Origin of the sequence: Xanthomonas sp. CFBP 7698 (assembly GCF_003600855.1) — a bacterium.
GTDB classification, from domain to species: Bacteria; Pseudomonadota; Gammaproteobacteria; order Xanthomonadales; family Xanthomonadaceae; genus Xanthomonas; species Xanthomonas cannabis.
The window spans coordinates 1,043,304-1,066,962 of sequence record NZ_PRDN01000001.1; the positions used below are offsets into that span (position 1 = coordinate 1,043,304).

21 protein-coding genes are annotated in these 23,659 nt (G+C 67.2%); 10 read left to right on the forward strand and 11 right to left on the reverse strand.

The window, feature by feature from the left end; all coding sequences use genetic code 11:
- Nucleotides 1-57 precede the first annotated feature (57 nt).
- Nucleotides 58-1,593, forward strand: coding sequence for an alkaline phosphatase PhoX (locus XnspCFBP7698_RS04390; RefSeq protein ID WP_123137268.1), 1,536 nt, complete (start codon nt 58-60; stop codon nt 1,591-1,593).
- Between the two features lie 245 nt (nt 1,594-1,838).
- Here XnspCFBP7698_RS04390 and XnspCFBP7698_RS04395 read toward each other — a convergent pair whose 3' ends face one another.
- From XnspCFBP7698_RS04395 to XnspCFBP7698_RS04425, 7 genes are all read right to left on the reverse strand, one after another.
- Nucleotides 1,839-2,954: a J domain-containing protein gene (locus tag XnspCFBP7698_RS04395; protein WP_123137269.1), complete on the reverse strand. Its 1,116-nt coding sequence runs from the start codon at nt 2,952-2,954 to the stop codon at nt 1,839-1,841.
- Between the two features lie 11 nt (nt 2,955-2,965).
- Nucleotides 2,966-3,382 (reverse strand): ribosome silencing factor, encoded by a 417-nt coding sequence (gene rsfS, locus XnspCFBP7698_RS04400; RefSeq protein WP_047695700.1) that lies wholly within the window; start codon nt 3,380-3,382, stop codon nt 2,966-2,968.
- Nucleotides 3,383-3,438: 56 nt separating this feature from the next.
- The gene (nadD, locus tag XnspCFBP7698_RS04405; protein ID WP_233548943.1) at nt 3,439-4,230 is read right to left on the reverse strand and encodes a nicotinate-nucleotide adenylyltransferase; all 792 of its coding nucleotides are present in this window, start codon (nt 4,228-4,230) and stop codon (nt 3,439-3,441) included.
- Between the two features lie 95 nt (nt 4,231-4,325).
- Nucleotides 4,326-5,354, reverse strand: coding sequence for a DNA polymerase III subunit delta (holA, locus tag XnspCFBP7698_RS04410; RefSeq protein WP_123137270.1), 1,029 nt, complete (start codon nt 5,352-5,354; stop codon nt 4,326-4,328).
- Nucleotides 5,355-5,508: 154 nt separating this feature from the next.
- Nucleotides 5,509-6,150 carry an LPS assembly lipoprotein LptE gene (lptE, locus tag XnspCFBP7698_RS04415; RefSeq protein WP_047695697.1) on the reverse strand — a complete coding sequence of 214 codons (642 nt, stop codon included), beginning with the start codon at nt 6,148-6,150 and terminating at the stop codon, nt 5,509-5,511.
- A 352-nt stretch (nt 6,151-6,502) separates the two neighbouring features.
- Nucleotides 6,503-9,145, reverse strand: coding sequence for a leucine--tRNA ligase (gene leuS / locus XnspCFBP7698_RS04420; protein WP_104580583.1), 2,643 nt, complete (start codon nt 9,143-9,145; stop codon nt 6,503-6,505).
- A gap of 67 nt (nt 9,146-9,212) precedes the next feature.
- Nucleotides 9,213-9,830, reverse strand: coding sequence for a DUF998 domain-containing protein (locus tag XnspCFBP7698_RS04425; RefSeq protein WP_104580525.1), 618 nt, complete (start codon nt 9,828-9,830; stop codon nt 9,213-9,215).
- A gap of 165 nt (nt 9,831-9,995) precedes the next feature.
- Here XnspCFBP7698_RS04425 and trxA point away from each other — a divergent pair, with 165 nt between their 5' ends.
- The 4 genes from trxA to XnspCFBP7698_RS04445 all read left to right on the forward strand — a co-directional run bounded on the left by trxA (nt 9,996) and on the right by XnspCFBP7698_RS04445 (nt 12,991).
- Nucleotides 9,996-10,853 (forward strand): thioredoxin, encoded by an 858-nt coding sequence (gene trxA / locus XnspCFBP7698_RS04430; RefSeq protein WP_104580526.1) that lies wholly within the window; start codon nt 9,996-9,998, stop codon nt 10,851-10,853.
- Nucleotides 10,854-11,075: 222 nt separating this feature from the next.
- The gene (locus XnspCFBP7698_RS04435) at nt 11,076-11,525 is read left to right on the forward strand and encodes a DUF4442 domain-containing protein (protein WP_104580527.1); all 450 of its coding nucleotides are present in this window, start codon (nt 11,076-11,078) and stop codon (nt 11,523-11,525) included.
- A gap of 181 nt (nt 11,526-11,706) precedes the next feature.
- Nucleotides 11,707-11,946 carry a DUF378 domain-containing protein gene (locus XnspCFBP7698_RS04440; protein WP_047695693.1) on the forward strand — a complete coding sequence of 80 codons (240 nt, stop codon included), beginning with the start codon at nt 11,707-11,709 and terminating at the stop codon, nt 11,944-11,946.
- Nucleotides 11,947-12,070: 124 nt separating this feature from the next.
- The gene (locus XnspCFBP7698_RS04445; RefSeq protein ID WP_104580584.1) at nt 12,071-12,991 is read left to right on the forward strand and encodes a peptidylprolyl isomerase; all 921 of its coding nucleotides are present in this window, start codon (nt 12,071-12,073) and stop codon (nt 12,989-12,991) included.
- Between the two features lie 74 nt (nt 12,992-13,065).
- On the opposite strand, the gene XnspCFBP7698_RS04450 is transcribed toward XnspCFBP7698_RS04445, so the two are convergent.
- Nucleotides 13,066-13,953, reverse strand: a complete 888-nt coding sequence (locus tag XnspCFBP7698_RS04450; protein ID WP_123137271.1) for a DMT family transporter — start codon at nt 13,951-13,953, stop codon at nt 13,066-13,068.
- A gap of 170 nt (nt 13,954-14,123) precedes the next feature.
- Between XnspCFBP7698_RS04450 and XnspCFBP7698_RS04455 the strand changes: the two genes are divergently transcribed.
- The 4 genes from XnspCFBP7698_RS04455 to XnspCFBP7698_RS04470 all read left to right on the forward strand — a co-directional run bounded on the left by XnspCFBP7698_RS04455 (nt 14,124) and on the right by XnspCFBP7698_RS04470 (nt 17,614).
- Nucleotides 14,124-15,116: a LysR substrate-binding domain-containing protein gene (locus XnspCFBP7698_RS04455; RefSeq protein ID WP_104580529.1), complete on the forward strand. Its 993-nt coding sequence runs from the start codon at nt 14,124-14,126 to the stop codon at nt 15,114-15,116.
- A 365-nt stretch (nt 15,117-15,481) separates the two neighbouring features.
- Nucleotides 15,482-15,796, forward strand: a complete 315-nt coding sequence (locus XnspCFBP7698_RS04460; protein WP_064508264.1) for a metalloregulator ArsR/SmtB family transcription factor — start codon at nt 15,482-15,484, stop codon at nt 15,794-15,796.
- Nucleotides 15,797-15,906: 110 nt separating this feature from the next.
- Complete coding sequence (locus XnspCFBP7698_RS04465) at nt 15,907-17,241, forward strand: DUF2867 domain-containing protein (protein ID WP_104580585.1); 1,335 nt, start codon at nt 15,907-15,909, stop codon at nt 17,239-17,241.
- 79 nt (nt 17,242-17,320) lie between these two features.
- The gene (locus XnspCFBP7698_RS04470; RefSeq protein ID WP_039412560.1) at nt 17,321-17,614 is read left to right on the forward strand and encodes a hypothetical protein; all 294 of its coding nucleotides are present in this window, start codon (nt 17,321-17,323) and stop codon (nt 17,612-17,614) included.
- A 188-nt stretch (nt 17,615-17,802) separates the two neighbouring features.
- Here the strand turns inward: XnspCFBP7698_RS04470 and XnspCFBP7698_RS04475 are convergent, their stop codons facing one another.
- Together XnspCFBP7698_RS04475 and XnspCFBP7698_RS04480 are read right to left on the reverse strand one after the other, a co-directional pair.
- Nucleotides 17,803-18,606: a DUF4349 domain-containing protein gene (locus tag XnspCFBP7698_RS04475; protein WP_104580530.1), complete on the reverse strand. Its 804-nt coding sequence runs from the start codon at nt 18,604-18,606 to the stop codon at nt 17,803-17,805.
- Nucleotides 18,603-18,959 carry a GFA family protein gene (locus XnspCFBP7698_RS04480; protein ID WP_104580531.1) on the reverse strand — a complete coding sequence of 119 codons (357 nt, stop codon included), beginning with the start codon at nt 18,957-18,959 and terminating at the stop codon, nt 18,603-18,605. Before XnspCFBP7698_RS04480 ends, XnspCFBP7698_RS04475 begins: the two co-directional genes overlap by 4 nt.
- Nucleotides 18,960-19,178: 219 nt before the next feature.
- Here XnspCFBP7698_RS04480 and XnspCFBP7698_RS04485 point away from each other — a divergent pair, with 219 nt between their 5' ends.
- Nucleotides 19,179-20,984 (forward strand): DUF885 domain-containing protein, encoded by a 1,806-nt coding sequence (locus XnspCFBP7698_RS04485; protein ID WP_104580532.1) that lies wholly within the window; start codon nt 19,179-19,181, stop codon nt 20,982-20,984.
- 698 nt (nt 20,985-21,682) lie between these two features.
- On the opposite strand, the gene XnspCFBP7698_RS04490 is transcribed toward XnspCFBP7698_RS04485, so the two are convergent.
- Complete coding sequence (locus XnspCFBP7698_RS04490) at nt 21,683-23,515, reverse strand: ABC transporter ATP-binding protein (RefSeq protein WP_104580533.1); 1,833 nt, start codon at nt 23,513-23,515, stop codon at nt 21,683-21,685.
- Nucleotides 23,516-23,659: the final 144 nt, after the last annotated feature.

The window sequence follows — 23,659 nt, forward strand, 5'->3', positions numbered from 1 at the left end:
GTCGTTACAGCCGGCAATTAGTGTCGCCCGACCACCCAGCCCCGCAGGAGTCGTTCGATGCCGATTTTCGATCCCGCCCGCCGCCAGGTTCTCAAGGGCAGCGCCGCCGTCATGGCCGCTGGCGCCCTTGGCAGCTTGAGTGCGCTGCAATCGCGCCAGGCCCAGGCCGCCACCTCGCCGTCGTCGCGGCTCGCGCCGGTTCCCAGCCGCTACGGCCCGCTCGCCCCGGTGGCCGACCAGAGCACCGGCCTGCCATTGCTGCAATTGCCACGTGGTTTCAGCTACCGCTCGTTCGGCTGGAGCGGTGACCGCATGGACGACGGGCAGCCCTGCCCCGACCGCCACGACGGCATGGCCGTGGTCGGCCTGCGCCGGCCCGACTGGCGCCCGGGCAGCGATCCGCTGCGCGGCCTGGAATACGTGCTGATCCGCAACCACGAACGCGGCGCCACCACGCCGTTCCGCGCACCGGCGATGTACGACACCGGCATCGTCAGCGGCACCCAGCAGGCCGGCGGCGGCACCACCACGCTGAGTTACGGCCGGCGCGGCTGGGGCAGCCTGGAGCCCAGCCTGGGCGGCACGCTGGTCAACTGCGCCGGCGGCCCGACCCCCTGGGGCACCTGGCTGAGCTGCGAAGAGATCAAGACCAACGCGGTGTCCAGCACCGGTCGCAAGCATGGCTACGTGTTCGAAGTGGACCCGGACAGCCATCGCACCACCGGCCGCCCGTTGGTAGGCCTGGGCCGTTTCAGCCACGAGGCGGTGGCGATCGACCCGCGCACCGGCATCGTCTATCTCACCGAAGACGACCGCAACAAGGCCGGCCTGTATCGCTTCATCCCCAACGATCGCCGTGGCCGCAACGGTTCGCTGGAAAACGGCGGCCGGCTGCAGGCCGCACGCGTGCGCGGGCGTCGCAATGCCGACCTGACCGTGGCCAGCACCGGCCAGCAGTTCCAGCTGGAGTGGGTGGATATCGCCGAGCCCGATCTGGACAGCATCGCCGCACCGGCCGGATTTGCCGACATCGGCGCCAACGACACCTTGAGCGGGCCGTTCGCGCAGGCCTGGGCCGATGGCGCGCTGCGTATGAGCCGCGGCGAAGGCATCTGGTACAGCTACGGCAAGATGTTCATCGTGGACACCAGCACCGGTGTGGATGCGCAGGGCCGCCGCGGTTACGGCAATGGCGCGGTGTGGGTGCTGGACCTGTTTACCCAACGCCTGAGCGCACTATTCGTCAGCGGCAACCAGCTGGCCGCGCACAACCCGGACAACGTGACGGTGAGCGCGCGCGGCGGCGTGGTGCTGTGCGAAGACGGCGGCGAAAGCCCGGACGAATACGGGCCCGGCGCGCGTCTGCTTGGCCTGACCCGCAACGGCGAATCGTTTTATCTGGCCAAGAACAACGTGCAACTCACCTCGCAGCAGATCGCCGATGCCGGCAAGACCATTGCCGAAGGCGACTACCGCGACACCGAGTTCTGCGGTGCGTGCTGGGACCCGTTGGCGCGCACCTTGTTCGTCAATATCCAGACCCCGGGCATCACCCTGGCGATCACCGGGCCGTGGGAACGCGGCCCGTTGTAAACGTCGCGGTGGACCCGCGCGATCATGGCCGGTCGTGAATGTCCGGCCATGGTTGGCCGGTCATTGGCGGAAAGCGGCTGTCGGCGGTTGGCGTTGGCCAGCCGCCTTGCGATGGCTGCTGTACGCGCGTTTTCATGAGCGTGTTGCAAAACCAGCGATGCCGGGCGGGCAACGTGTTCTGTCCGGCATCGCCCAGGTGATCTGCGGCATTGGCCGACTTCCGCCGGTTGGCGACTGCGCGCCCGTCAGAACCACGGCGCATCGTGCATGCCCGCCATGGCGCGCTGCAGCTTGAGCCAGCGCTTGAACGCCGACGGGTCGGCGAGTTCGCGCAGGCTCTGTTGGGCATCCCACAGATCCTCTTCGACATCGCGCTTGAGTTGCGCCATCAACCGAGGCAGCCGCTCAGGCTTGGGACGCGATGGCAGCTCCAGTCCGTACTCCTGGCAGAACTGCGTCGCCTGCTGCGCGACCTGCTGTTGCAATGCCTTGCACTGCCGATCCAGTTCGCGGTTGTAGTCCTGCAACCGTGCCGTGCTCATTGCGTCCACGCCCTGCGCATCCAGCAGGCCGATCTCTGCCTGCAGTTCGAGCAGGCCCAGCAGATCGCCGGCCTTGTAAGCGGCATTGAGCCGCTGCATCAGGATGGTGCGCGATGCGTGATCGTCGCTGTCCTTGGCGCGGTCGGGGTGCAGATTGCCGGCCAGCTTGCGGTATAGCTCGCGCAGCGGAGGCGGTTCGGCACTGCCGGCCACCGCTTTCTTTTCGGCGCGCGTGCGACGTTGCGTCTCGCGTTGCTGTTGCTGCGCGTGCTCCTGCTGCAAGCGCTCGCTGACGCGTTCGTAGAGCTCCTCGGGCGAATCGATGCCATCCAGTTCGTCGGCATCCAGCCCGTAGGCTTCGCCAAGAATCTGCTTCATCAACGCGTCGGATTCGGACACTTCCTGCGCATAGCTCACCGCGCTATGGCGATCGTAAATCGGCCGCAGCGCCTCGTGCCCGGCCTCGATCAACGGGCCGGCGATATCGCACAACAGCTCGGACAGGAACTGTCGTTCGGCCTTGCCCAACTTGATGGCGACAGACGCGCGATCGAGTTGTTCGACCAGGGCAACGTCGGCCTCGCGGCGGAGGTCGAACAAGGGCTGCAGTTCGCCGTGATAGCGCTCGCGCCACTGGGCGAGCGCTACCTGCCAGGCCTGCAATTGGGACCGGTGGCCCTGCAGATCCTGCAGCAGCCGGTCGAAGCGTTTGCGCGCCGCCGATAGCGGCGGACCGTTCGCCTGCGCTGGCTGGCCGCGCAGTTGCCGCAATGCCTGCGAATCGGGCAAAGCTGGCGATGCGCGGGCTTTTTTCGGCATGCCGGGCGTTGTCAGTCTTCGACTGCGCCGGACTCGTCCGCATCGGAGGGACGCTGGTCGCCTACCGTCCACAGACGTTCCAGTGCGTAGAACTCGCGCACGCGCGGCAGCATCACATGCACCACCACATCGCCCAGGTCCACCAGCACCCACTCGGCTTCGCGCTCGCCTTCCACGCCCAGCGGCATCACATCCAGGCGCTTGGCGAACTTGACCACTTCGTCGGCGATCGATTTGACGTGGCGGGTCGAGGTGCCGGAGGCGATCACCATGTAATCGCAGACGCTGGACTTGCCGCGCACATCGATCTCGACCACGTCCTTGGCTTTCAGTTCCTCGACGGCTTCGCGCACGGTGGCCAACAGGGCCGGCACCGACGGCGGCGGATTCGGAAGGGAGGTCTTGATGACTTGGGCTTGGCTGGTCAAAGCGGCGACTCGATGGAATTAGCGTGAATTATAGGCCGGTCCGGGCGGACGCGTGTTCAGCTAGCCGGCCGGGCGCTGCCATACAGGCCTTCGCGCTGGATCATTCCGGCCACCGGCGGCGGCACCAGCGCCTGCCAAGCGCCACCCGCAGCAATGCGCGAGCGCACGGCGCTGGCCGATTCGCCGCGCAACGGCTGATGCAGCAGATACAGGCGACCCGCCGGCGCCGCGACCAGGTCGTCGGCGCTGGCGACCCAGCGGCCCTGCACCGCCGCAGCAAGCTGCGGCGCTTCGGCCAGCTCCAGCGCGGTGCCCGGACGTGCGGCCACCACGAAGTGCGCCAGCCCGAACAAGGCCTCCCACTGATGCCAATGCTCAAGCCCGACAAAGGCATCGGCGCCGAGCAGCCAGGCGATCGGCGCGCCGGGGCCAAGTTCCGCACGTAGTTCGCGCAGGGTGTCCACGGTGTAGGACGGCGCACCGCTATGCGCGGCGCGCTGCAGTTCGCGGGTATCCAGCAGCAACCCCGGGCGATCGGCAAGCGCCAGCTCCAGCATGTGCGCGCGCTGCGCGGCGGTGGCGCCGGGTGCCGGGCGGTGTGGTGGATCGGCCGCCGGGATCAGCTGCACGCGCGTCTGCAGCTCGTCGCGCGCTGCACAGGCGATCGCGAGATGGCCGAGGTGGATCGGGTCGAAGGTGCCGCCGTAGTAGAGGTGGAGCTGGGAGTCGGGAGTCGGGAATCGGGAATCGGGAGTCGGGATTCGGGATTCGGAAAGAAGCGGGTCTGACGTAACCGGCTGGGCGTGCCTGGCCGGCGACGTCGGAGCGGAACTGATTGGGTCTGCCAGCGGTGCGTCTGGGTCTGCCGTCTCATCGGCTCGGGGCTTGGGCTCCCGCTCTTGGATACCGGTGCCCTGCTGTGTGGCTCCGGCCTGCCCCACCCTCACGCCAGCAATCTCACCGCACGCGCTTCGGCGACCGCCACCAGCAGGCGTTCCAGGCCGACCCAGGCATCGCCGTCGGCGCGCCCCTTGGCCATGCGGTCGACCAGGCCGGCCTCGGCGACGAAACGCTCCCAGCGGCGCGGTTCCGGGTGGCGCTGCAGCGCGCGCTTGAACGGGGCCTGCCGCGCTTCCCAGATGCCTTGCGATTTCATTTCGGCGGCCAGGTTGCCGCCGTTGGCCTGCACCTTGGCCAGCGCGGCGGTGCGCAGCAGTTCCTTGATCAGGATCGGCATCAGCGCGGCCACTGCCTCGCCTTCGGCGCGCAACCCGGCCAGCATGCGGACTACCGCAACCGGCTGGCCGGAGAAGGTGGTTTCGGCCAGGCGGAACACGTCGTAACGCGCGGCATCGGCCACCAGCGATTCCATCGCCTGCAGATCCAGCGTCTTGCCGTCGGCCAGCAGGGCGAGCTTGTCGATTTCCTGCGCGGCGGCCAGCAGATTGCCTTCCACCCGCTCGCTCAGCCGCTGCACGGCGGCCGCGTCGGCACGCAGGCCGTGCGCACGTAGGCGACGCTCGATCCAGTCGGACAATTCGTGCGGCTTGATCGCCCAGGCCACCGCAATGGTGCCGATGCGGCCCACGGCCTCGGCCCACTTGCCCTGGTGCGCCTTGCTCCAGTCGTTGGCGGTGATCAGCAGCACCACGTCCGGCGGCGGATTGGCGCAGAAACGGGTGATAACCTCGGCGCCGTCCTTGCCGGGCTTGCCGCTGGGCAGGCGCACCTCGACCAGACGGCGCGGGCTGAACAGGCTGGGCGCGTTGAAGCTGGCGTCCAGCTGGTTCCAGTCGAAATCACGACCGTCGGCATCGAACACCTCGCGCTCGCCGATGCCTTCGGCGCGCGCGCGCGCACGAATGGCGTCGGCGGCTTCGAGCACGCGCAAGGTTTCCGGGCCGGCGATCAGATAGGCCGGCTGCAAGGGCTGGCTGGACTGGCCGGCCAGCTGTTCTGGGCGAAGTTCCATGGGCTACGACCGCGCGTGCAGACCGGCAGCGACCAGGCGCCACTGGTGCGTCATGGCCCGCTGAGGCAGCAGTCGCGCTGCCGCCAGCGCGCGTGCCGGCGCCGGTCGGCAGTACCCGCCTGGCCACTGCGTCGTCGTATCGATACCCACGCGCTCAGTTGTTCGAGGTCGGCGCCGGTGGCAGCGATGCCGGCACGCTCGACTCGGGCGTGGACGGCTGCACCGGCGGCGTGGTGGCCTGCGGCAACGGCGCGGTGGGGGTGCTCTCCAGACTTTCGCCACGCTGGATACGCGCACGCACCACGCTGTCGATGCGACGCAGGATCGATGCGGACATGTCCTTGCGCAGTTCGTCGGCCAGGATCTCGCGCTCGGTGGCGGTACCGGTGGCATCCACCGGTGGCGACACATAATCGCGCGAGAGCTCGATCACCTGCTGCGGCACCAGCACAGCCCCGTTGGCCGTGGTGACGGTGAAGATGGCGGCATAGCGCAGGCTGTATTCCTGGGCGCGGCCCTGACTGTCGATGGCGATCGGCAGGTCGCCCCACCGCTCGGACAGCACCTGCACCTGCGCAAAGCCGGTCTTGGCATCTTCATCGGCCAGCGTGGCGCCAGCCGCCTTGAGGCCGCGCCGCAGCAACTTGGCCAGTTCGCTGTACTGCACTGCAGACTGCACCTTCACTGCCGGGGTGTCGGGCGGCAACGCAAGCGAATTGCGCAAATGGAAGCCGCAGGCGGTGAGGCTGGAGACCAGCACGAGAGACGCAGCGAAGGCAGTAGGAAATCGAATCATGGGCACAGTCTGGATGAGCGCCCCGGCGGCGGCAACAGGCGGCTAGCCTGACGCAGCACGCGTGAACGGGGCTTGATAAGCGCCGCAACTGATTGCGGCGCCAAGAAATGAAAACCGCGTCGCCACGCGGCATCTGCAATGAGTGCCACGAACCACCGAGGCAACCCTGGCGTGCGGTTGCCGAGCGCCAGAGAAGTGATGCACGGGAAACGCGGCAACACGCGCAGCGGCGCATTGCAACTTACCGATGCAATCCATCGCCAGCACCAAACGGAAACCTAGCCCGGCCCGCCAAGCGCCGATCCGGCACACCGCCCGGACCGGGCATGGCAACCCGGCCACTGCGCCACCCTCACCCCGCCACGATGTTCACGATCTTGCCCGGCACGATGATGATCTTGCGGATCGTCAGCCCGTCGAGGAACTTCGCGGCATTGGGTTCGGCCTGCGCCAGCGCTTCGATCTGTTCGCGCGTGGCGTCCGCAGCGACGTCGATGGTGCCGCGCAGCTTGCCGTTGATCTGCACCGCCAGGGTCAGCGCATCGCGCACCAGCGCGCTGGCATCGGCCTGCGGGAACGCCACGTCTTCCAGCAACGTCTCGCCACGGCCCAGCACCTGCCACAACGCGTGGCTGGCGTGCGGGGTGATCGGGTTGAGCAGCAACACCATCGCTTCCAGGGCTTCCTGGCGCACTGCCCTGCCCTGGTCGCTGGCATCGTCGAACTTGGCCAGCGCGTTGGACAGTTCCATCACCGCGGCAATGGCGGTGTTGAAGCTGTGGCGGCGGCCATAGTCGTCGCTGACCTTGCCGATGGTCTCGTGGGTCTTGCGGCGGATCGCCTTCTGCTCGGCGCTCAGGCTGGCGGCATCCAGCGCAACCGCGGCGCCCTCGCCCACGTGCTTGTGCACCTGCACCCACAGCCGGCGCATGAAGCGCGCCATGCCATCCACGCCGGCCTCGTTCCACTCCAGCGATTGCTCCGGCGGTGCGGCAAACATCGAGAACAGGCGCACGGTGTCGGCGCCGTACTTGGCCACCATCGACTGCGGGTCCACGCCGTTGTTCTTGGACTTGGACATCTTCTCGGTGCCGCCGATGTGCACCGGCTGGCCGTCGGCGATCAGCACCGCACCGGTGACGCGGCCGCGCTCATCGCGCTGGATCTCGACGTCGGCCGGATTGATCCAGTCCTTGCCGCCGTTGTCGGCATCGCGATAGAAGGTGTCGGCGATGACCATGCCCTGGGTGAGCAGGTTGGTCACCGGCTCGTCGCTGTCCACCAGCCGCGCGTCGCGCATGAGCTTGTGATAGAAGCGGAAATACATCAGGTGCAGGATCGCGTGCTCGATGCCGCCCACATACAGGTCGGCCGGCATCCAGTAGTTGGCGCGACGGTCGACCATGTCGCGCGCATTGGGGCTGGTGTAGCGCGCCACGTACCAGCTGGACTCCATGAAGGTGTCGAAGGTGTCGGTTTCGCGCTCGGCCGGGCCGCCGCAGTCCGGGCAGGTGGTCTGGCGCCAGGTCGGGTCGGTCTTGATCGGCGAGCCGGTGCCGGCAAATTCCACGTTTTCCGGCAGCACCACCGGCAGTTGGTCTTCCGGCACCGGCACCGCGCCGCATTTGGCGCAATAGATCACCGGAATCGGGCAGCCCCAGTAGCGCTGGCGGCTCACGCCCCAGTCGCGCAGGCGGTAGTTGACCCGGCGCTGGCCCTGGCCCTTGCGCTCGAAGCGCTCGGCCAGTGCCTCGAAGGCGCCGCCGAAATCCAGCCCGTCGAACTCGGCCGAATTGATCAGCTCCAGCTCGCGGCTCTTGTCGGTATACCAGTCGCGCCACTGGGTGGCGTCCCAGGTCTGCTCGTCGTCGTTGCGCGGCTCGCGCAGCTTGACCACCTGCACGATCGGCAGGCCGTACTTGTTGGCGAATTCGAAATCGCGCTGGTCGTGGCCCGGCACCGCCATCACCGCGCCGGTGCCGTAGCCCATCAACACGAAGTTGGCCACCCACACCGGCACCTGCTCGCCGCTGATCGGGTGGACCGCGGTCAGGCCGGTGGCCATGCCGCGTTTTTCCTGGGTTTCCAGCTCGGCTTCGGAGACGCCGCCGTGCTTGAGCTCTTCCAGCAGGCGTGCCAGTTCCGGGTTGGATTTGGCGGCGTGCAGGGCCAGCGGGTGTTCGGCGGCGATCGACACGAAGGTCACGCCCATCAGCGTGTCCGGGCGGGTGGTGAACACGCGCAGCGGGTCGAGTGCGGCGCCGTTGGTGTCGCGCACGTCGAACTGGATCTCCAGCCCTTCCGAGCGGCCGATCCAGTTGCGCTGCATGGTCTTGACCGAATCCGGCCAGCCGTCCAGCTGGTCCAGGCCGTCCAGCAGCTCCTGCGCGTAATCGGTGATGCGCAGGAACCACTGCGGAATCTCGCGCTTTTCCACCAGCGCGCCAGAGCGCCAGCCGCGGCCATCGATGACCTGCTCGTTGGCCAGCACGGTCTGGTCGATCGGGTCCCAGTTCACCACCGCGTTGCGGCGATAGGCCAGGCCCTTGCGCATCAGCCGGGTGAACATGCGCTGCTCGTGCACGTAATAGTCCGGCGTGCAGGTGGCGAACTCGCGCGACCAGTCGATGGCGTAGCCCAGCGATTTGAGCTGGCCGCGCATGTGCTCGATGTTGGCGTAGGTCCACTTGGCCGGCGCGGTCTTGTTCTTGATCGCGGCGTTTTCGGCCGGCAACCCGAACGCATCCCAGCCCATTGGCTGCATCACGTTGTGGCCGGTCATGCGCTTGTAGCGGCTGACCACATCGGAGATGGTGTAGTTGCGCACATGGCCCATGTGCAGCGCACCGGACGGGTACGGCAGCATCGACAGGCAGTAGAACTTCGGTTTGTCCGAGTTCTCGTCGACCTGGAAGGCGCGGGTGGCATCCCAGAACTGCTGGGCGGAAGATTCGACCTGCTGGGGGTCGTAGGCGTTCGGTTCGACGGTGGACATTGGGAGCGGATGCTCGGGCGGTGCAAAGCGGTACAGGGTACCGCAGTGCAGCAGGTGCTCCAAACCGTTACTGCAGCACGGGCGGCTTGGCCGGCCAACTCCAGGCGGCCAACGCCAGCCAGCCGACCCAGGCCAGGAACGCCAACCGCTGGGCAATCGCCTGCCGCAGCAGGCCGGGCGGGCCGAACGCCAGCACCGCCACCAGCAGCCCGGCCACCAGGCTGAGCCAGGCCAGGCCACGGGTGTCGGCCCCGTTGAGCAGCGCCGCGGCGATCAACAGCATGGCCGGCACGAAGGCCACCGCCCACAACAACCACGCCGTGGCATGCGCCTGGCTGGCGCGGCCGTCCAGGTCGGTGGGGTCCAGCGGCAGCATGCCCATGCCGACGAAGGCCAGCCCCGCCAGCACGATCAGTTGCCCACCCACGCGCAGGCTCCAGCCGGCCTTGGGCGGCATGCGCGCCAGCAGGCTGACCCCCGTCACCATGCCCAGCACGCCGACCAGCACGAAGGCCAGCAGGTTGAAGCCCAGCGCGTGCGGCACGCCGGCCGCGCCCAGCAGCGCGACCGGGTGGCTGGCCTGCAGATAGCCGGGCAGCGTGGCGCCGAAACCGGCCACCGCCAGCACGAAGACGGTGGCCGCGATCAGGCCCAGGTAGCGCTGTGCGCTGTCGGTACTTCCCATTGTGGTGCTCCGGTGCGGGGCGCATGCGCGCCACCAGGACGCGGCATTGTCGGGCCGGGCGGACGCGCCGTGAACCCCTTCGGCCTGGCAGCCGCGCCGGACTTGTGTCGGCCGGGTTTGCCACCATTACCCTCCACTGTTGCCGTCACTACTTTCAGGAAGCCCATGTCCGACAAACCGCATGTATTCGATGTCACCACCGACACCTTCGAGACCGAGGTCCTGCAGAAATCGTTGACGACACCGGTGCTGGTGGACTTCTGGGCCACCTGGTGCGGGCCCTGCAAGACGCTGACGCCGATCCTGGAAAAGCTGGCCGCCGACTACCACGGCGCCTTCGAGCTGGCCAAGGTCGATGTGGACAAGGAACAGCAGGTCGCGGCGGCGTTCCAGATCCGCTCGGTGCCGACGGTGTTCCTGGTCAAGGGCGGCGAGATCGTGGACGGCTTCCCCGGCGCGATGCCGGAAGGCCAGGTGCGCGAATTCCTGACCCAGCATGGCGTGCTGCCGGCCGAGGCGCAGGTGGTCGAAGAAGTGCCTCCCACCCCGCTCGACCCGCAGGCGCAGGCAGCGGCCCTGCGTGAGGCCATCGCCGCCGAGCCGGACAAGGACGAGCTCAAGCTGGACCTGGCGCTGGCGCTGCTGAAGACCGGCGACACCGCCGAGGCCGAGCAGTTGATCGACGCCCTGCCCGCCAACCTGGCCACCGACGACCGCGCCGTGCGCGCCAAAGCGCGGCTGGGCTTTGCCAATGTGCTCAAGGACGCCCCCGATGCCGACACCTTGCAGGCCAGCGTGGCCGCCAATGGCGCCGACCTGCGCGCCCGCCACCTGCTCGGCGTGCGCCACCTGCTCGACGGCAACGACGAGGCAGCGCTGGAACAATTCCTGGAAATGCTGCGCCAGGACCGTAGCTTCGAGGACAACCTGCCGCGCCGCAGCCTGATCGATGCATTCCGCGTGATCGAGGACGAAGACCTGGTCGGCCGGTATCGCCGCAAGATGTCGGCGCTGGTGTTCTGACAGCCGATGGCGCTACGGCGCCAGATGGACATGTAGGAGCGGACCTGGCCGCGACGAGGTATTACCGCCGGTCGCCAATCGAGAGCTCCCCGGTAAGGCTGCGTCGCGGCCAGGTCCGCTCCTACGAACACCTGCGGCCAGGCCGAGGTGCGGGCCAAGGCCCCATCCATACGCATGCGAATGTTATGCTGGGCACCCGCCCCGCCATGGATTCCGGCACGCATGCGCGCCTCCCTGTTCAAACTCGGCGTCAACCTGTGGCCGCCCTATCTGTTTTCAGGCATCCACGTCACCGTGTTGTCGGCCGACTACCGTTTTGCGCGGGTGGAACTGCGACAGCGTCCGTGGAACCGCAACTACGTCGGCACCCATTTCGGCGGCAGCCTGTTCGCCATGACCGACCCGTTCTGGATGCTGCTGGTGATGCAGAACCTGGGCCGCGACTATTACGTCTGGGACAAGGCCGGCAGCATCGATTTCATCAAACCCGGGCGCGGAACGGTCAGTGCGGACTTCGTGATCGACGACCAGGTGCTGGCCGAGCTGCGCGAAGCCACTGCCGGTGGCGACAAGCACTTGCGCTGGTTCGAGAACGAAGTGCACAACCGCGACGGCGAGGTGGTGGCACGCGTTCGCAAGCAGCTCTACGTCAGGCGCAAACCCGCGCGGTGACGGCGCGCTGCCGTTGCATGCCGGCGCCGGTGATCGATGTTTCAGCTGCGCCAAGGCCGTGCGCCTGGTGCCCGGATGTGATCGTGATGTCTGCACGCGGCGCAACGCGGCGACCGCGCTCACGACATACTCGCTGCCGCATGCGGACCCTGTGACCTCCCAACCCACATGGAATGCCTGCATGAAAGCGATCAACATCATCACCCTGGTGCTTCTTATCGTCGGTGGACTGAACTGGGGCCTGGTCGGCCTGTTCCAGTTCGATCTGGTGGCGGCGCTGTTCGGTGGACAGGATGCGCTGCTGTCACGTGTGGTCTACACGCTGGTCGGCATCTCCGCGCTCTGGCAGCTGGTGCCGTTGTTCCGCAACAACCATGGCGCCACTGCGCATCACACCAGCCCGCACGTGCGCAACCCGTAACCTGCCCGCTGCACGCGTGACACGACGCCGGCGCATCGCGCCGGCGTTGCCATCTGCGCACCGGCGCTTTGCGTCCTTGCGCGCATTGGTCAAGAATCAGCCATCTCCCCTGCTGGTTGCCTTCATGCTGCTGCGCACCGTTGCTTCTGCCTGCCTGGCGTCTGCCTGCCTCGTCGCACTCGCACTGCCCGCTGCCGCCGAGGCGGTCTATCGCAGCCCGCAGCAGATCCTGGACAGCTCACCGGCCAACGCGTGGCGCGTCCTCGACCCGGAGCGCACGCTCTATCTGGAGCTGGATACCGGCAGGGTCATCATCGAACTGGCGCCACAATTTGCGCCCGAGCATGTCGGCAACATCCGCACGCTGGCCCACGAACGTTTCTGGGACGGGCTCACCATTTACCGCTCGCAGGATAATTTCGTGGTGCAGTTCGGCGACCCCGACGGCGAGACGCCGGGCAAGGCCAAGTCGCTGGGATCGGCCAAAACGCATCTGCCGGCCGAATTCGAGCGCACCTCGCACGGCCTGGACTTCCAGCGTCTGCCCGATAGCGACGGCTGGGCGCCGCAGGTCGGCTTCGTCGATGGCTTTCCGGTCGGCCGCGACGGCGCCAACGGCAAGACCTGGCTGGCGCACTGCTATGGCACCCTGGGTGCAGGCCGCAACAACGACGACGACAGCAGCATCGGCGCCGAACTCTACGTGGTCACCGGGCAGTCGCCGCGCCAGCTCGACCGCAACATCACCGTGGTTGGCCGCGTGGTCAAGGGCATGGAATTGCTGAGCGTGATCCCGCGTGGCCCGGACCCGATGGGCTTTTACGAAGACCCCGCCCAGCGCTCGCCGATCCGCGCGATGCGCCTGGCCAGCGAAGTGCCGGTACCCGAACGCACGCCCTTGCAGGTGCTGCGCACCGACAGCCAGACCTTCCGTGATGTGGCCGAAGCCCGCCGCAATCGCAAGGACGCTTTCTACAAGCGCCCGGCCGGGCATATCGATCTGTGCAATGTGCCGTTGCCGGTACGGGCGCCGCCTGCCGGCTAGTTCGGGATTCGGGATTCGGGATTCGGGAAAGCAGAGCCGGTCTCGGACATCTTCGCAACTGCGGGCGCGCGTGTTTAGCGGGCGCGTTGGCTGAAGGCGACACTGCCGAGGATCAGCACTGCGGCGACCAGCATGGTCCAGGTCAGCGGTTCGCCCAGCAGCGACCATGCCAGCAATGCACCGAACACCGGCACCAGATAGGTCACGGTGGACGCGCGTGCCGGGCCGATGCGCTGGATCAGGCGGTAGTACATCAGGAACGCCAGCCCGGTGCAGACCACGCCCAGCGCGGTGGCGCAGGCCCAGGCCACTGCCGGCACCGGCGTGGTCGGCCACTGCCACCACGCCAGCGGTGCCAGCAGCAGCGCACTGCAACCCAGCGTGGACGCCGCCGACGCCGCCGGCGGCAGGTCGCCCATGTGCCGCTTCACCAGGTTGTAGCCGATGCCGTACAGCAGCGAGGCGGTGGCGCCCGCCAGTGCTGCCGGCCCCACGCTCAGCCCCGCCGATTTGCCGGTGGCCAGCACCAGCACGCCGATGAAGCCAACCAGCAAGGCCAATGCGCGCCGCGTGCCGATCTTTTCGCCGAAGAACAAAAACGCGATCAATGCGGTGAACAACACCGTCATCGCGTTGCAGATCGCCCCAACGGCCGCCGGGGCGTGTTGTGCTCCCCAGGCGAACAGCAGAAACGGCAACGCGGAGTTGAGCACGCCGATTGCCGCCAGCATCGGCCAGCGCCGCAGCGGGAAGCGCTCGCGTGCCAGCCATAGGAACGGCAGCAACACCAATGCGCCCAATGCCAGGCGGATCTCCACCAGCGCCACGGTGCCGAACCTGGGTGCGGCCACGCGCATGAACAGGAACAAGCAGCCCCAGACGATGCCGAGGAACCCCAGCTCCAGCGGCGTACGCCATTCGCGTGCCGCCAGCTGCGGCTGCGTCGAGGGCTGTGCGCTCACGGGCAGGCCCCTGCGACGCGCCGCAATGTGCTGAAACGGCAGGCAACGACATCCGGCAGGCAGGTGGACATGGCACGATCATCGCGATTGGATGACGCAGCATCGGCTGCGGCCGCAGGCGCGACAAGCGCGTAGTATCGGGGTCAGCCACAAATCTGACTCATGCCTCGATGAACCTGCGTCCGACCCTGTTGCCTGCGCTGGGCGTCTTCGCCGCCGCCGCCCGCCACCAGAATTTCGCGCATGCGGCCGAAGAACTGCATCTCACCGCCAGTGCGGTCAGCCACCATGTGCGCAAGCTGGAAGCATTGCTCGGCGCGACCCTGTTCCAGCGGCTGCCGCGCGGCGTCAAGCTCACTGCCGAAGGCCGCCAGCTGGCCGATGCCGCCACCGCCGCATTGGCCGAGATCGCCGCGGTGGCCGGCAACCTGCATCCGCGCGACGACGCCATCCCGCTGCGCGTGACCACGCTGCGCTCACTGTCGTACTGCTGGTTGTTGCCGCGGCTGCCGCGCTTCTGTCGCGCACATCCGCATATCAGGCTGGACCTGCAATCGGACCCGGCGTTCTCGCGTTTCGAAGAAGGCGGCCCCGAGCTGGGCATACGCTACGGACAAGGCGCCTGGCCAGGGCTGACCTCGCATCACCTGATGGATGACGAACTGTTTCCGGTGGCTTCGCCGTCGTTGCCGGAAGTGGCCGCGCTGCGCACGCCGGCGCAGATCGCGCAATTGCCGCTGCTGAGCGACATGTCACCGCAGGGCTGGCGCGACTGGTTCCGCGCCGCGCAGGTGCGCGGCACCACGCTGCCGCCCATGCACACCTTCAACGACAGCACCGACGCCATGCGCGCGGCGGTGTACGGCCTGGGCGCGGTGCTGGCACGCAAGCACATCGCCCAGCCCTACCTGCAGCGCTACGAACTAGTGCGCCTGCCCGGGCCCACGCTCAAGGCGCGCTACGCGTATTACATCGTGCACCCCAGCCACCGCGAACCCAGCCCGGCGGCGGCGCTGTTCATCGACTGGCTCAAGCGCGAAGCACTGGACGAGCGCACCCCGATGCCGGCGCTGCCGGCAGAGCTGGTGGCGTTGCCGCCGAGCGAAGGCGTGCGGGAGCTGCGGGGACGTCGGAATTCGCGCAAGGCAACGGCAGCGGATTGAAGCAGCACTGAAATCCTGGGAGTGCGTGAAACATCTCGCTGTCCCTTCTCCTCGCAGGACAGTGTCCTCCTTCATGGAGGAGAAGGTGCCCAAGGAGCGGGTGAGGGAGCAAAGCCTGCTGGAGGCCCGGCTAGGCGTGTGGCTTCGCCCAGTGCCCTCATCCCAACCCCGCTCCGCGCCCCGGCCCGCGCTTGCGGCGCGGGTGCTCCAAGGCACGCGCGCCAGTGGCCCGCAAGCTGTGCCTTCTCGCCCCGCGGAGAGAGAGGCTTCCAGGACGTCGGGCAGCAGGACGACCAGAAATCGCTTGACAGCCGCACCCATCAAGATCATTAATTAGCTAATTCGTTAATTATCTAAGACCAACCATGTCCGCTGACCGCATTTTCGAAGCCCTTGCCTCGCGCCCGCGCCGGGAAATCCTGGCCTACCTGTCCGCACAGGAACTGACCGCCGGGCAGATCGGCGAACGCTTTGCGATGAGCGCGCCCGCCATTTCGCGCCACCTGTCGGTGCTGTCGGCGGCCGGGCTGGTCAGCAGCGAGCGGCGCGGGCAGTTCGTGGTGTACCGGCTGACCCCGGACAACATGGTCAATACGCTCAGCGGGTTCGCCTTCGAGGTCTGTCCCGTCGCCGGCCCGCTGCAGCGCGAGTCGCGCAGATTGGCCAAGAAATCCAGCTGACGCCCACTTCCACGCAAGGAGTTGCCATGGACCACCAACGGATTGTTTCCGACCGCAGTTTCCCGCGCGTTGCGCTGCCCTCTTACAGCGGCGGCCGGCCGGTGGAAGTGATGCTGATCGCCCAGCTCGATCCCGGCGCAGGCGATAGCCTGATCGCGCAGACAGTGGAGCGGCAGCGGCAGCATCCGGCGCATCACGACGCGCTAGACGAACCCTCCGCGCAGTTGTCGGCGCCGGACCTGAGTCATGGCGACCCTACCTCGCTGTTCTCGTTTTCGGTGGGTCCGCAGGGACACCCATTCCACTGCCACGCCGGCAACCGCGTGTTCACTGCCATCACCGGCAGCGGCGGTGCACAGTTGCGCTTTTCCACCGCCTCGCCGCAGCAGATCGAAGCCGATCCGCATGCGTTCGTGCGCGCTCTGCGTTATGTAAACCTGCCAGGCGACAGCCTGTTCACCGTGCGCTTCGGCGGCGGCACCTGGCATCAGTTCGCACCGGCGCAGGGCGATGCCGCGCATTCGGCCTTCTTTGCGTTGTCCTGCCACCCGGACGAAGCCGGCGGCGCGCTGAGCGACGCGCAGCAGGCGTTGGTCAACCGGGGCCAGGCCACCATTGCCAGCCTGACCGACCTGCTGCCGGCCTCGGTGACCGCCCTGCTGCAGGCTACGCCGCTGGCCGCCAGCGATGTTCCCACCGTGTCGCTCTCCCTGCATGTCAGGCCGGAGAGCTGGAAGCAACGCGCCTGCAGCCGCGCGCGCCGTTGGAGCGGCCGGCTTCGGCAGGCGCTGCCGCGGGTGCGTCGGCCCGGGTTTGTCGCCACGCGCCTGGGCGTGCCGCAGATCCGCCCGCTGCCGGGCCTGCCTGCCGATGCATTGCTGCGCGGCCAGCTTGGTGAGGCCGTGCATTTCGAAGACAGCCACCAGCTGGAGCTGGATACGCGCCAGTTGCGCAGCGACAGGCTGCAGGGCGTGCTCTGCGATCTGCTGCAGGCATTCGTGGATCAGCCGCCGAGCGGGGTGAGCGGATTGATGCGGCTGCGCAACCTGATGGTCAAGCCGCTGGGGCTGCGCACCTCGCGCCTGGGCTGCCCGGTGTCGTCCTTGCTCGATCCGTCTGCAAAGCAGCTGTTCGCCGGGCGCTTCCCGGTGCTGGCGCAACGTCGCGATGCCGATGGGCAGCAGGTGCAGGTCGTCCTCGGCGCCGACGACAAGCATCTGCGTTTTCGTTCCTCGATCGGGTTGCGCCGCATCGGCGAGCATCGCATCGTGCTGACCATGGCCACGCAGGTCAGCTGCCGCAACTGGCTGGGACGCCTGTACATGGCGTCCATCCATCACGTGCATCACCACTACATCGTGCCGAGCATGCTGCGCGCCGCGACGCACCGCCTGCTGCATGCCGAACAGGCGGCAAGCGATGCCTGGCTGGCGCATTCGCTGTGAACGGATACGGGCGCGCCATCACCTCGTTTTGTCCTCGCGCTGCCTAGGCTTTGGGTCCCCAACTCAAGGAAGCTGCCCCATGCCCACGCTTCGCATGCGTATCACCGGCACCGACGACGACGCCCGTGCCATTGCCAACTTGCTGCAGAGCATCGAAGGCATCGAGCACGTGGAAGAAGTCGACGACCTGATGCCGCACCTGGACGACGACGATTCCAGCTCGGCGGGCTTGTCCGACGATGAAGGTCCGGGCAGCCACGAGTTCGAGGTGGAAGCCGGCAACGAGGCCACCGCGCAAAAGGTGCGCGATGCCGTGCAGGAACTGGCGCTGCAGCTGGATGTGTTTGTCGAATACGAGCTCGACGAAGGCTGAGCCGCACCGGCGGGTCTGCACCGCCGCACCCGACGGCATGTGTAGTCGATCTGTCGTGAGGTCTTGAGGTCTGCACGTCGATCGGCGTGCCGCCTGCCGCCACCGCACCTCAGGCGGCCACGTCATCTGCGCAGCACCAACGCTGCACGACGCCAGCCGGGGCGGCACCGCCGCCCGGCCCCTATAGGTCAGGACATCCGGCGCCGCCGCGCGCGCCAGCGCCACGCCTGCAACAGCAGCCAGCCGGCGATGGCCGCCAGCAGCACGACCGGCAGCAGCGCCGCCACTGCGCGGATCACGAACGCCACACTCGACGAAAACACCTGGCCAAACCCTGCCGCGGCCTCGGCAATCTCGCCCCTGCCCTGCTCGCCACCGGTGCTGCGGAAGGTGAGCGTCAGCAATTGTGTGCGGATACGGCGTTGCTGCTGCGCGGCGTCCTGCTGGGTCTGCTGCGCTTCGGCTTCGATTTCTGCCAGTCGTTTGGACAACGCGAGCAGATCGGTCACCGACAGATCGCGGCGTTGCTGCAATTCCAGCAGGCGGGCGTGTTCCTTCTGTAGCCGCGCCTGGGCCAGGCCGGTATCGGCGATCTGCTGCGCCAGGTCTTCGGCACGCGTGCTGCGGGCCGCCACCTCGCCGTGCTGGCCGGCCAGTTGCACCAGCGGCTCGACCCCGTCGGGCACCACCCGCACGCGCACGCTGCCGCTGGCATCGCGCCCGCCCTCCTGCTCCACCGCCAGCAGCGCGCAGCTGCCGAACTGCGCGTTCTGGCAGGCGGTGCGCACCGACGCGATGCGTTGATCGATCTGATCGGCCGGCAGCTCGATACGGACATCGTGTTCGTACGCCAGCGCGTTGCCCTGCGCGGCGGGCGGCGCCGGGGCCGGGGCGCCACCATCTGCGCCTATCTCTGCAGGTGGACGCGCACAACCGCTCAGCCCCCAACCAACCAGCAACGCAATAGCGTACCTGCGCAAGCGGCGGCTCATCGGCTGGCCCCGTCGACCATGTGGACGCGCAGGCCGGCAAGATCCAGCCTGGGCAGGCAGCGCACGTTGACCGCGACGCCGGCTTCGCCGGTCTTCGGGTCCGCGCCCTCGCTGAAGGGCGCAATGCCGCACTGCGGGCAATGGTGATGCTCGATATGCAGCCGATTGAAGCGATAGCTACCCAGCGCATCCGGGGCCGCCTGCAAGTGCAGTTGGGTACGCGCGCCAAACCAGAGCAGGCCACCGCGGCGGCGGCAGAACGAGCAATTGCAGTCGTAGACCTCGGTGATCGGCGTCTCGGTCTCCAGATCGAACGCGATGCGTCCGCAATGACAGCTACCGGCGTAGTGCATGTATTCCTCCTTGGAAGCGCCACCGCAACGTGGCAACGATCGGGCGTAGTGCCTGGCGAAGGCGCTGCCACCTGGGCGAGTGCCAGCTCGGCTGGATGCGCCGCGGCCGCGCCCGCCTGGCGGGGGCGGTGCAGATGCGATCGCCACTCTAAACCAATGGCGGATGCGGACAACCGCACAGTTGCCTATGCTGGCGGTTTGCTTCCACCAGGACCCACGATGCGTCAACGCCTGCTTGTCCTCGCCCTGATCGCCGGCCTGAGCGCCTGCCAGCAGCAGCCCGAATCGCCGCAAGCCGGCACCACCGCAGCTCCCGCCCAGGACGCACAGACCCCGGATGCGCGCTTTGCGGCGTTGTCCAAACAGGCGCTGGACACCTGGATGCAGCTGTCGCCGGTGACCGCCACCCAGACCGGCGACCACCGCTTCGACACCCAGATCGACGACCTCAGCACAGCAGGACGCCAGCGCAGCCTGGACGCCGGCAAGAAGCTGCTGGGCGAGCTGGATGCCATCGACGTGGCCAAGCTCTCGCGCGAGAACCAGGTCGACGCGGCGATCCTGCGCAACCAGCTGCAGTCGGAAATCTGGAATACCGAGGTGCTGCAAAGCTGGGCCTGGGACCCGCAGATCTATAACGGCTTGGCCGGCAGCGCGTTGTACGGCCTGATGGCGCGCGAGTTCGCGCCGCTGCCCGAGCGCCTTGCCGCGGCCACCCAGCGCATGGAAAAGATTCCCAGCATCTTTGCGCAGGCGCGCGAGAACCTGGACCCGGCGCGCGTGCCGAAGATCCATGCCGAGACGGTGGCCAAGCAGAACAAGGGCATCCTCAGCATCGTCGATACCTTCATCGCGCCCAACATCAGCCAGCTTGGCCCGATCGAGGCGGCGCGCGCGCAGGCGGCCATCGACAACCTGCGCAAGGCGGTGGCCGAGCAGCAGACCTGGCTGGACACCGTGCTGGTGCCCAACGCCAAGGGCGACTTCCGCGTCGGTGCGGAAAAATACGACCAGAAGCTGAAATTCGCGCTGTTGTCGTCGCTGTCGCGTGCCGAGATCAAGCAACGCGCCGAGTCCGAACTCAAGCGCGTTCGTAGCGAGATGTACGGCATTGCGCGCACCGTGCTCAAGGACAAGCCCGGCGCTCCCAAGCTGCCCGAATCGCCCAACGACGACCAGCAGCAGGCCGCGATCGAGGCCGCGCTGGAACTGGCCTATGCCGACAAGCCCGCACGCGACAAGGTGGTTGACGAAGCCAAGGCCGCACTGGCGCAATCCACCGAGTTCGTGCGCCAGAAGGACTTGATGACGCTGCCCGATTCGCCGGTGGACATCATCCTGATGCCGGAATTCCAGCGTGGCGTGGCAGTGGCCTATTGCGATTCGCCCGGCCCGCTGGACAAGAATCTGAAGACGTTCTACGCGGTTTCGCCGATTCCCGACGACTGGAACGACAAGCAGGTCGATTCGTTCCTGCGCGAGTACAACACCCGCATGATCCACCTGCTCAGCATCCACGAGGGCACGCCGGGCCACTACCTGGAAGGCTGGCACTCCGCCAAGTTCCCCTCCACGCTGCGCGCGGTGCTGCGTTCGGGCATGTTCGCCGAGGGCTGGGCGGTGTACACCGAGCGCATGATGCAGGAACAGGGCTACCTGGATAACGACCCGCTGTTCCATCTGGTGCAGTTGAAGTTCTACCTGCGCACCATTGCCAATGCCATCCTCGACCAGGGGGTGCATGTGGACGGCTGGGACCGCGACAAGGCGATGCACCTGATGACCCACGACACTTTCCAGCAGGAAAGCGAAGCGTCGGGCAAGTGGGTGCGCGCGCAGTTGTCGTCCGCGCAGTTGCCGACCTACTTTGTCGGCGTGCAGGAGCATCTGGATACGCGCAAGGCGGTGCAGGACAAGCTGGGCGACAGCTTCAACCTGAAGGCCTATCACGACAAGATGCTGTCCTACGGCGCGCCACCGGTCCGCTTCGCACGCGAGCTGATGCTGGATCAGCCGATCGAGTGATCGATCGGTCTCCCGCAGGGGAGGGCTTGCTGCTGGTCAATCAAAGTTTGCGAGTCTTCCTTCTCCCGCGCGCGGGAGAAGGTGCCCCGTAGGGGCGGATGAGGGGCGCCTGGTGACGTTGTTGCGGCCGGCGATGTCGAATGCATCGCCAGGCGCTTCGGAGATGAGGCACCAAGTGGCTTCGCCCGTACCCTCACCCCAACCCCTCTCCCGCAGGAGAGGGGCTTGCTGTTGGTCGATCAAAGACTGCAAGTCTTCCTTCTCCCGCGCGCGGGAGAAGGTGCCCCGTAGGGGCGGATGAGGGGCCCCTTGTGACGTCGTTGCGGCCCGCGATGTCGAATGCATCGCCAGGCGCTTCGGCGATGATGCGCCAAGTGGCTTCGCCCGTACCCTCACCCCAACCCCTCTTCCGCAGGAGAGGGGCTTGCTGTTGGTCGATCAAAGACTGCAAGTCTTCCTTCTCCCGCGCGCGGGAGAAGGTGCCCCGTAGGGGCGGATGAGGGGCGCCTCGTGACGTTGTTGCGGCCGGCGATGTCGAATGCATCGCCAGGCGCTTCGGAGATGAGGCGCCAAGTGGCTTCGCCCGTACCCTCACCCCAACCCCTCTCCGGCGGGAGAGGGGCTTGCTCTGTTGCTATTTCTTGGCGAGCGGCGAGCCTGCGCCCAGCTGCCGCGCAGCGACCACGCACGGCCTTGCGTCACGCATCTGCCGCAACAAATCCGCCGGTCTGGCGCGCCCACAGCCGTGCATACAGCCCGCCATACGCGATCAGCTCAGCATGCGTGCCGGTTTCGACGATGCGGCCGGCATCCATGACCACCAGCCGGTCCATGCGCGCGATGGTCGACAGCCGGTGCGCAATCGCGATGACGGTCTTGTTGCCCATGAGTGCATCCAGGCTGTCCTGGATCGCCGCTTCCACTTCCGAATCCAGCGCCGAGGTCGCTTCGTCCAGGACCAGGATCGGCGCGTCCTTCAACAGCACCCGCGCGATCGCGATGCGCTGACGCTGACCGCCGGAGAGCTTGACGCCGCGCTCGCCCACATGCGCATCGAAGCCGCGACGGCCTTCGCCATCGATCAACGTGTCGATGAAACCTTCCGCGCGCGCCTTGCGCACCGCATCCAGGATCTGCGCGTCGCTGGCCTGCGGCCGGCCGTACAGCAAGTTGTCGCGGATCGAGCGATGCAGCAACGAGGTGTCCTGGGTCACCAACCCGATCTGCCCGCGCAGGCTGTCCTGCGTGACCTGCGCAATGTCCTGCCCGTCGATGAGGATGCGCCCCTGCTCCAGGTCGTACAGCCGCAACAGCACGTTGACCAACGTCGATTTGCCGGCGCCCGAGGGCCCCACCAGGCCGATCTTTTCGCCGGCGCGCACCTGCAGATCCAGCCCGGCGATCACGCCACCGCGCTTGCCGTAATGGAAATGGATGTGCTCGAACCGCACCTGGCCTTGCGTCACCTGCAACGGCACCGCAGTCGGCACATCCTGCACCTGTACCGGCTGCGAGATGGTCTGCATGCCGTCCTGCACGGTGCCGATGTCTTCAAAAATTCCGTTGACCGTCCACATGATCCAACCGGACATGTTGTGGATGCGAATCACCAGCCCGGTCGCCAGGGTGATGGCGCCAACGCTGATCTGCCCGCGGCTCCACAGCCAGAGCGCCAGCCCGCACGTCCCGACGATGAGGAACCCGTTGGCCACCGCGATGGCCGTGTCCATCGAGGTGGTCACGCGCGTCTGCCCGCGATGCTTGACCGCCAGCTCGTCGATCGCCTCGCGCACATAGGCTTCCTCGCGGCCGGCGTGGGCGAACAGCTTGAGCGTGGAAATATTGGTGTAGCCATCGACGATGCGCCCGGTGGCCTTGGAGCGCGCGTCCGACGCGATCCAGGCGCGCGCCTTCATGCGCGGCACGAAGAACGCCATCAGCGCGACATACACCACCAGCCAGATCAACAGCGGCGCCATCAGCCACGGATCGGCCTGAGCGAACAGCCACAACGCGCTGCCGGTATAGACCACGATGTACCACAGCGCATCGACCATCTGCACCGCCGATTCGCGCAGCGACGTACCGGTCTGCATGACGCGGTTGGCAATGCGGCCGGCGAAATCGTTATTGAAGAACCCCAGGCTCTGCCGCACCACATAGTTGTGCATCAACCAGCGCGAGCGGTTGCTCAGCCCCGGCACGATGGCCTGGTTGACCAGCAGGTTGTGCAGGCCGGTGAAGAACGGCCGCGCGATCAGGGTGATCCCCGCCATCCACGCCAGTTCGCTGGCGTGGCGGCGGAAGAAGTCGGGCCCTGGCCGCTCATTCAACATGTCCACGATGCGGCCGAGGAAGTCGAACATCGCCACTTCCACCAAGGCCAGCAACAAGCCCGCGATCAGCGTGGCCAGCAGGATCGGCCACAGCGGCCGGAGGTAGTGCAGATAGAACCGCCACACGCTACGTGGCGGCATCTCCCGCTCGATGGACGGAAAGATGTCGATCAGGGATTCGAACCAGCGGAACATTGCACATACTTCGCTAACACCGGGCCGTCAGGCTAGCCGATCGGGCGTCAAGCCGCAGTGCGTTGATCCGGCGGCCTGGCGTACCGCGGTGGCAGCGTCCGGGCGTGGGTGCCCATGTTGCTGCACCTGCACGCCACGGCACTG

Bases quoted from the DNA above. Each gene is read 5' to 3' on its own strand.
- XnspCFBP7698_RS04390 (WP_123137268.1), top strand. From the start codon at position 58: ATGCCGATTTTCGATCCCGCCCGCCGCCAGGTTCTCAAGGGCAGCGCC.
- XnspCFBP7698_RS04395 (WP_123137269.1), bottom strand. From the start codon at position 2,954: ATGCCGAAAAAAGCCCGCGCATCGCCAGCTTTGCCCGATTCGCAGGCA.
- holA (WP_123137270.1), bottom strand. From the start codon at position 5,354: ATGGAACTTCGCCCAGAACAGCTGGCCGGCCAGTCCAGCCAGCCCTTG.
- lptE (WP_047695697.1), bottom strand. From the start codon at position 6,150: ATGATTCGATTTCCTACTGCCTTCGCTGCGTCTCTCGTGCTGGTCTCC.
- leuS (WP_104580583.1), bottom strand. From the start codon at position 9,145: ATGTCCACCGTCGAACCGAACGCCTACGACCCCCAGCAGGTCGAATCT.
- XnspCFBP7698_RS04425 (WP_104580525.1), bottom strand. From the start codon at position 9,830: ATGGGAAGTACCGACAGCGCACAGCGCTACCTGGGCCTGATCGCGGCC.
- trxA (WP_104580526.1), top strand. From the start codon at position 9,996: ATGTCCGACAAACCGCATGTATTCGATGTCACCACCGACACCTTCGAG.
- XnspCFBP7698_RS04435 (WP_104580527.1), top strand. From the start codon at position 11,076: ATGCGCGCCTCCCTGTTCAAACTCGGCGTCAACCTGTGGCCGCCCTAT.
- XnspCFBP7698_RS04440 (WP_047695693.1), top strand. From the start codon at position 11,707: ATGAAAGCGATCAACATCATCACCCTGGTGCTTCTTATCGTCGGTGGA.
- XnspCFBP7698_RS04445 (WP_104580584.1), top strand. From the start codon at position 12,071: ATGCTGCTGCGCACCGTTGCTTCTGCCTGCCTGGCGTCTGCCTGCCTC.
- XnspCFBP7698_RS04455 (WP_104580529.1), top strand. From the start codon at position 14,124: ATGAACCTGCGTCCGACCCTGTTGCCTGCGCTGGGCGTCTTCGCCGCC.
- XnspCFBP7698_RS04460 (WP_064508264.1), top strand. From the start codon at position 15,482: ATGTCCGCTGACCGCATTTTCGAAGCCCTTGCCTCGCGCCCGCGCCGG.
- XnspCFBP7698_RS04465 (WP_104580585.1), top strand. From the start codon at position 15,907: ATGCTGATCGCCCAGCTCGATCCCGGCGCAGGCGATAGCCTGATCGCG.
- XnspCFBP7698_RS04470 (WP_039412560.1), top strand. From the start codon at position 17,321: ATGCCCACGCTTCGCATGCGTATCACCGGCACCGACGACGACGCCCGT.
- XnspCFBP7698_RS04475 (WP_104580530.1), bottom strand. From the start codon at position 18,606: ATGAGCCGCCGCTTGCGCAGGTACGCTATTGCGTTGCTGGTTGGTTGG.
- XnspCFBP7698_RS04480 (WP_104580531.1), bottom strand. From the start codon at position 18,959: ATGCACTACGCCGGTAGCTGTCATTGCGGACGCATCGCGTTCGATCTG.
- XnspCFBP7698_RS04485 (WP_104580532.1), top strand. From the start codon at position 19,179: ATGCGTCAACGCCTGCTTGTCCTCGCCCTGATCGCCGGCCTGAGCGCC.
- XnspCFBP7698_RS04490 (WP_104580533.1), bottom strand. From the start codon at position 23,515: ATGTTCCGCTGGTTCGAATCCCTGATCGACATCTTTCCGTCCATCGAG.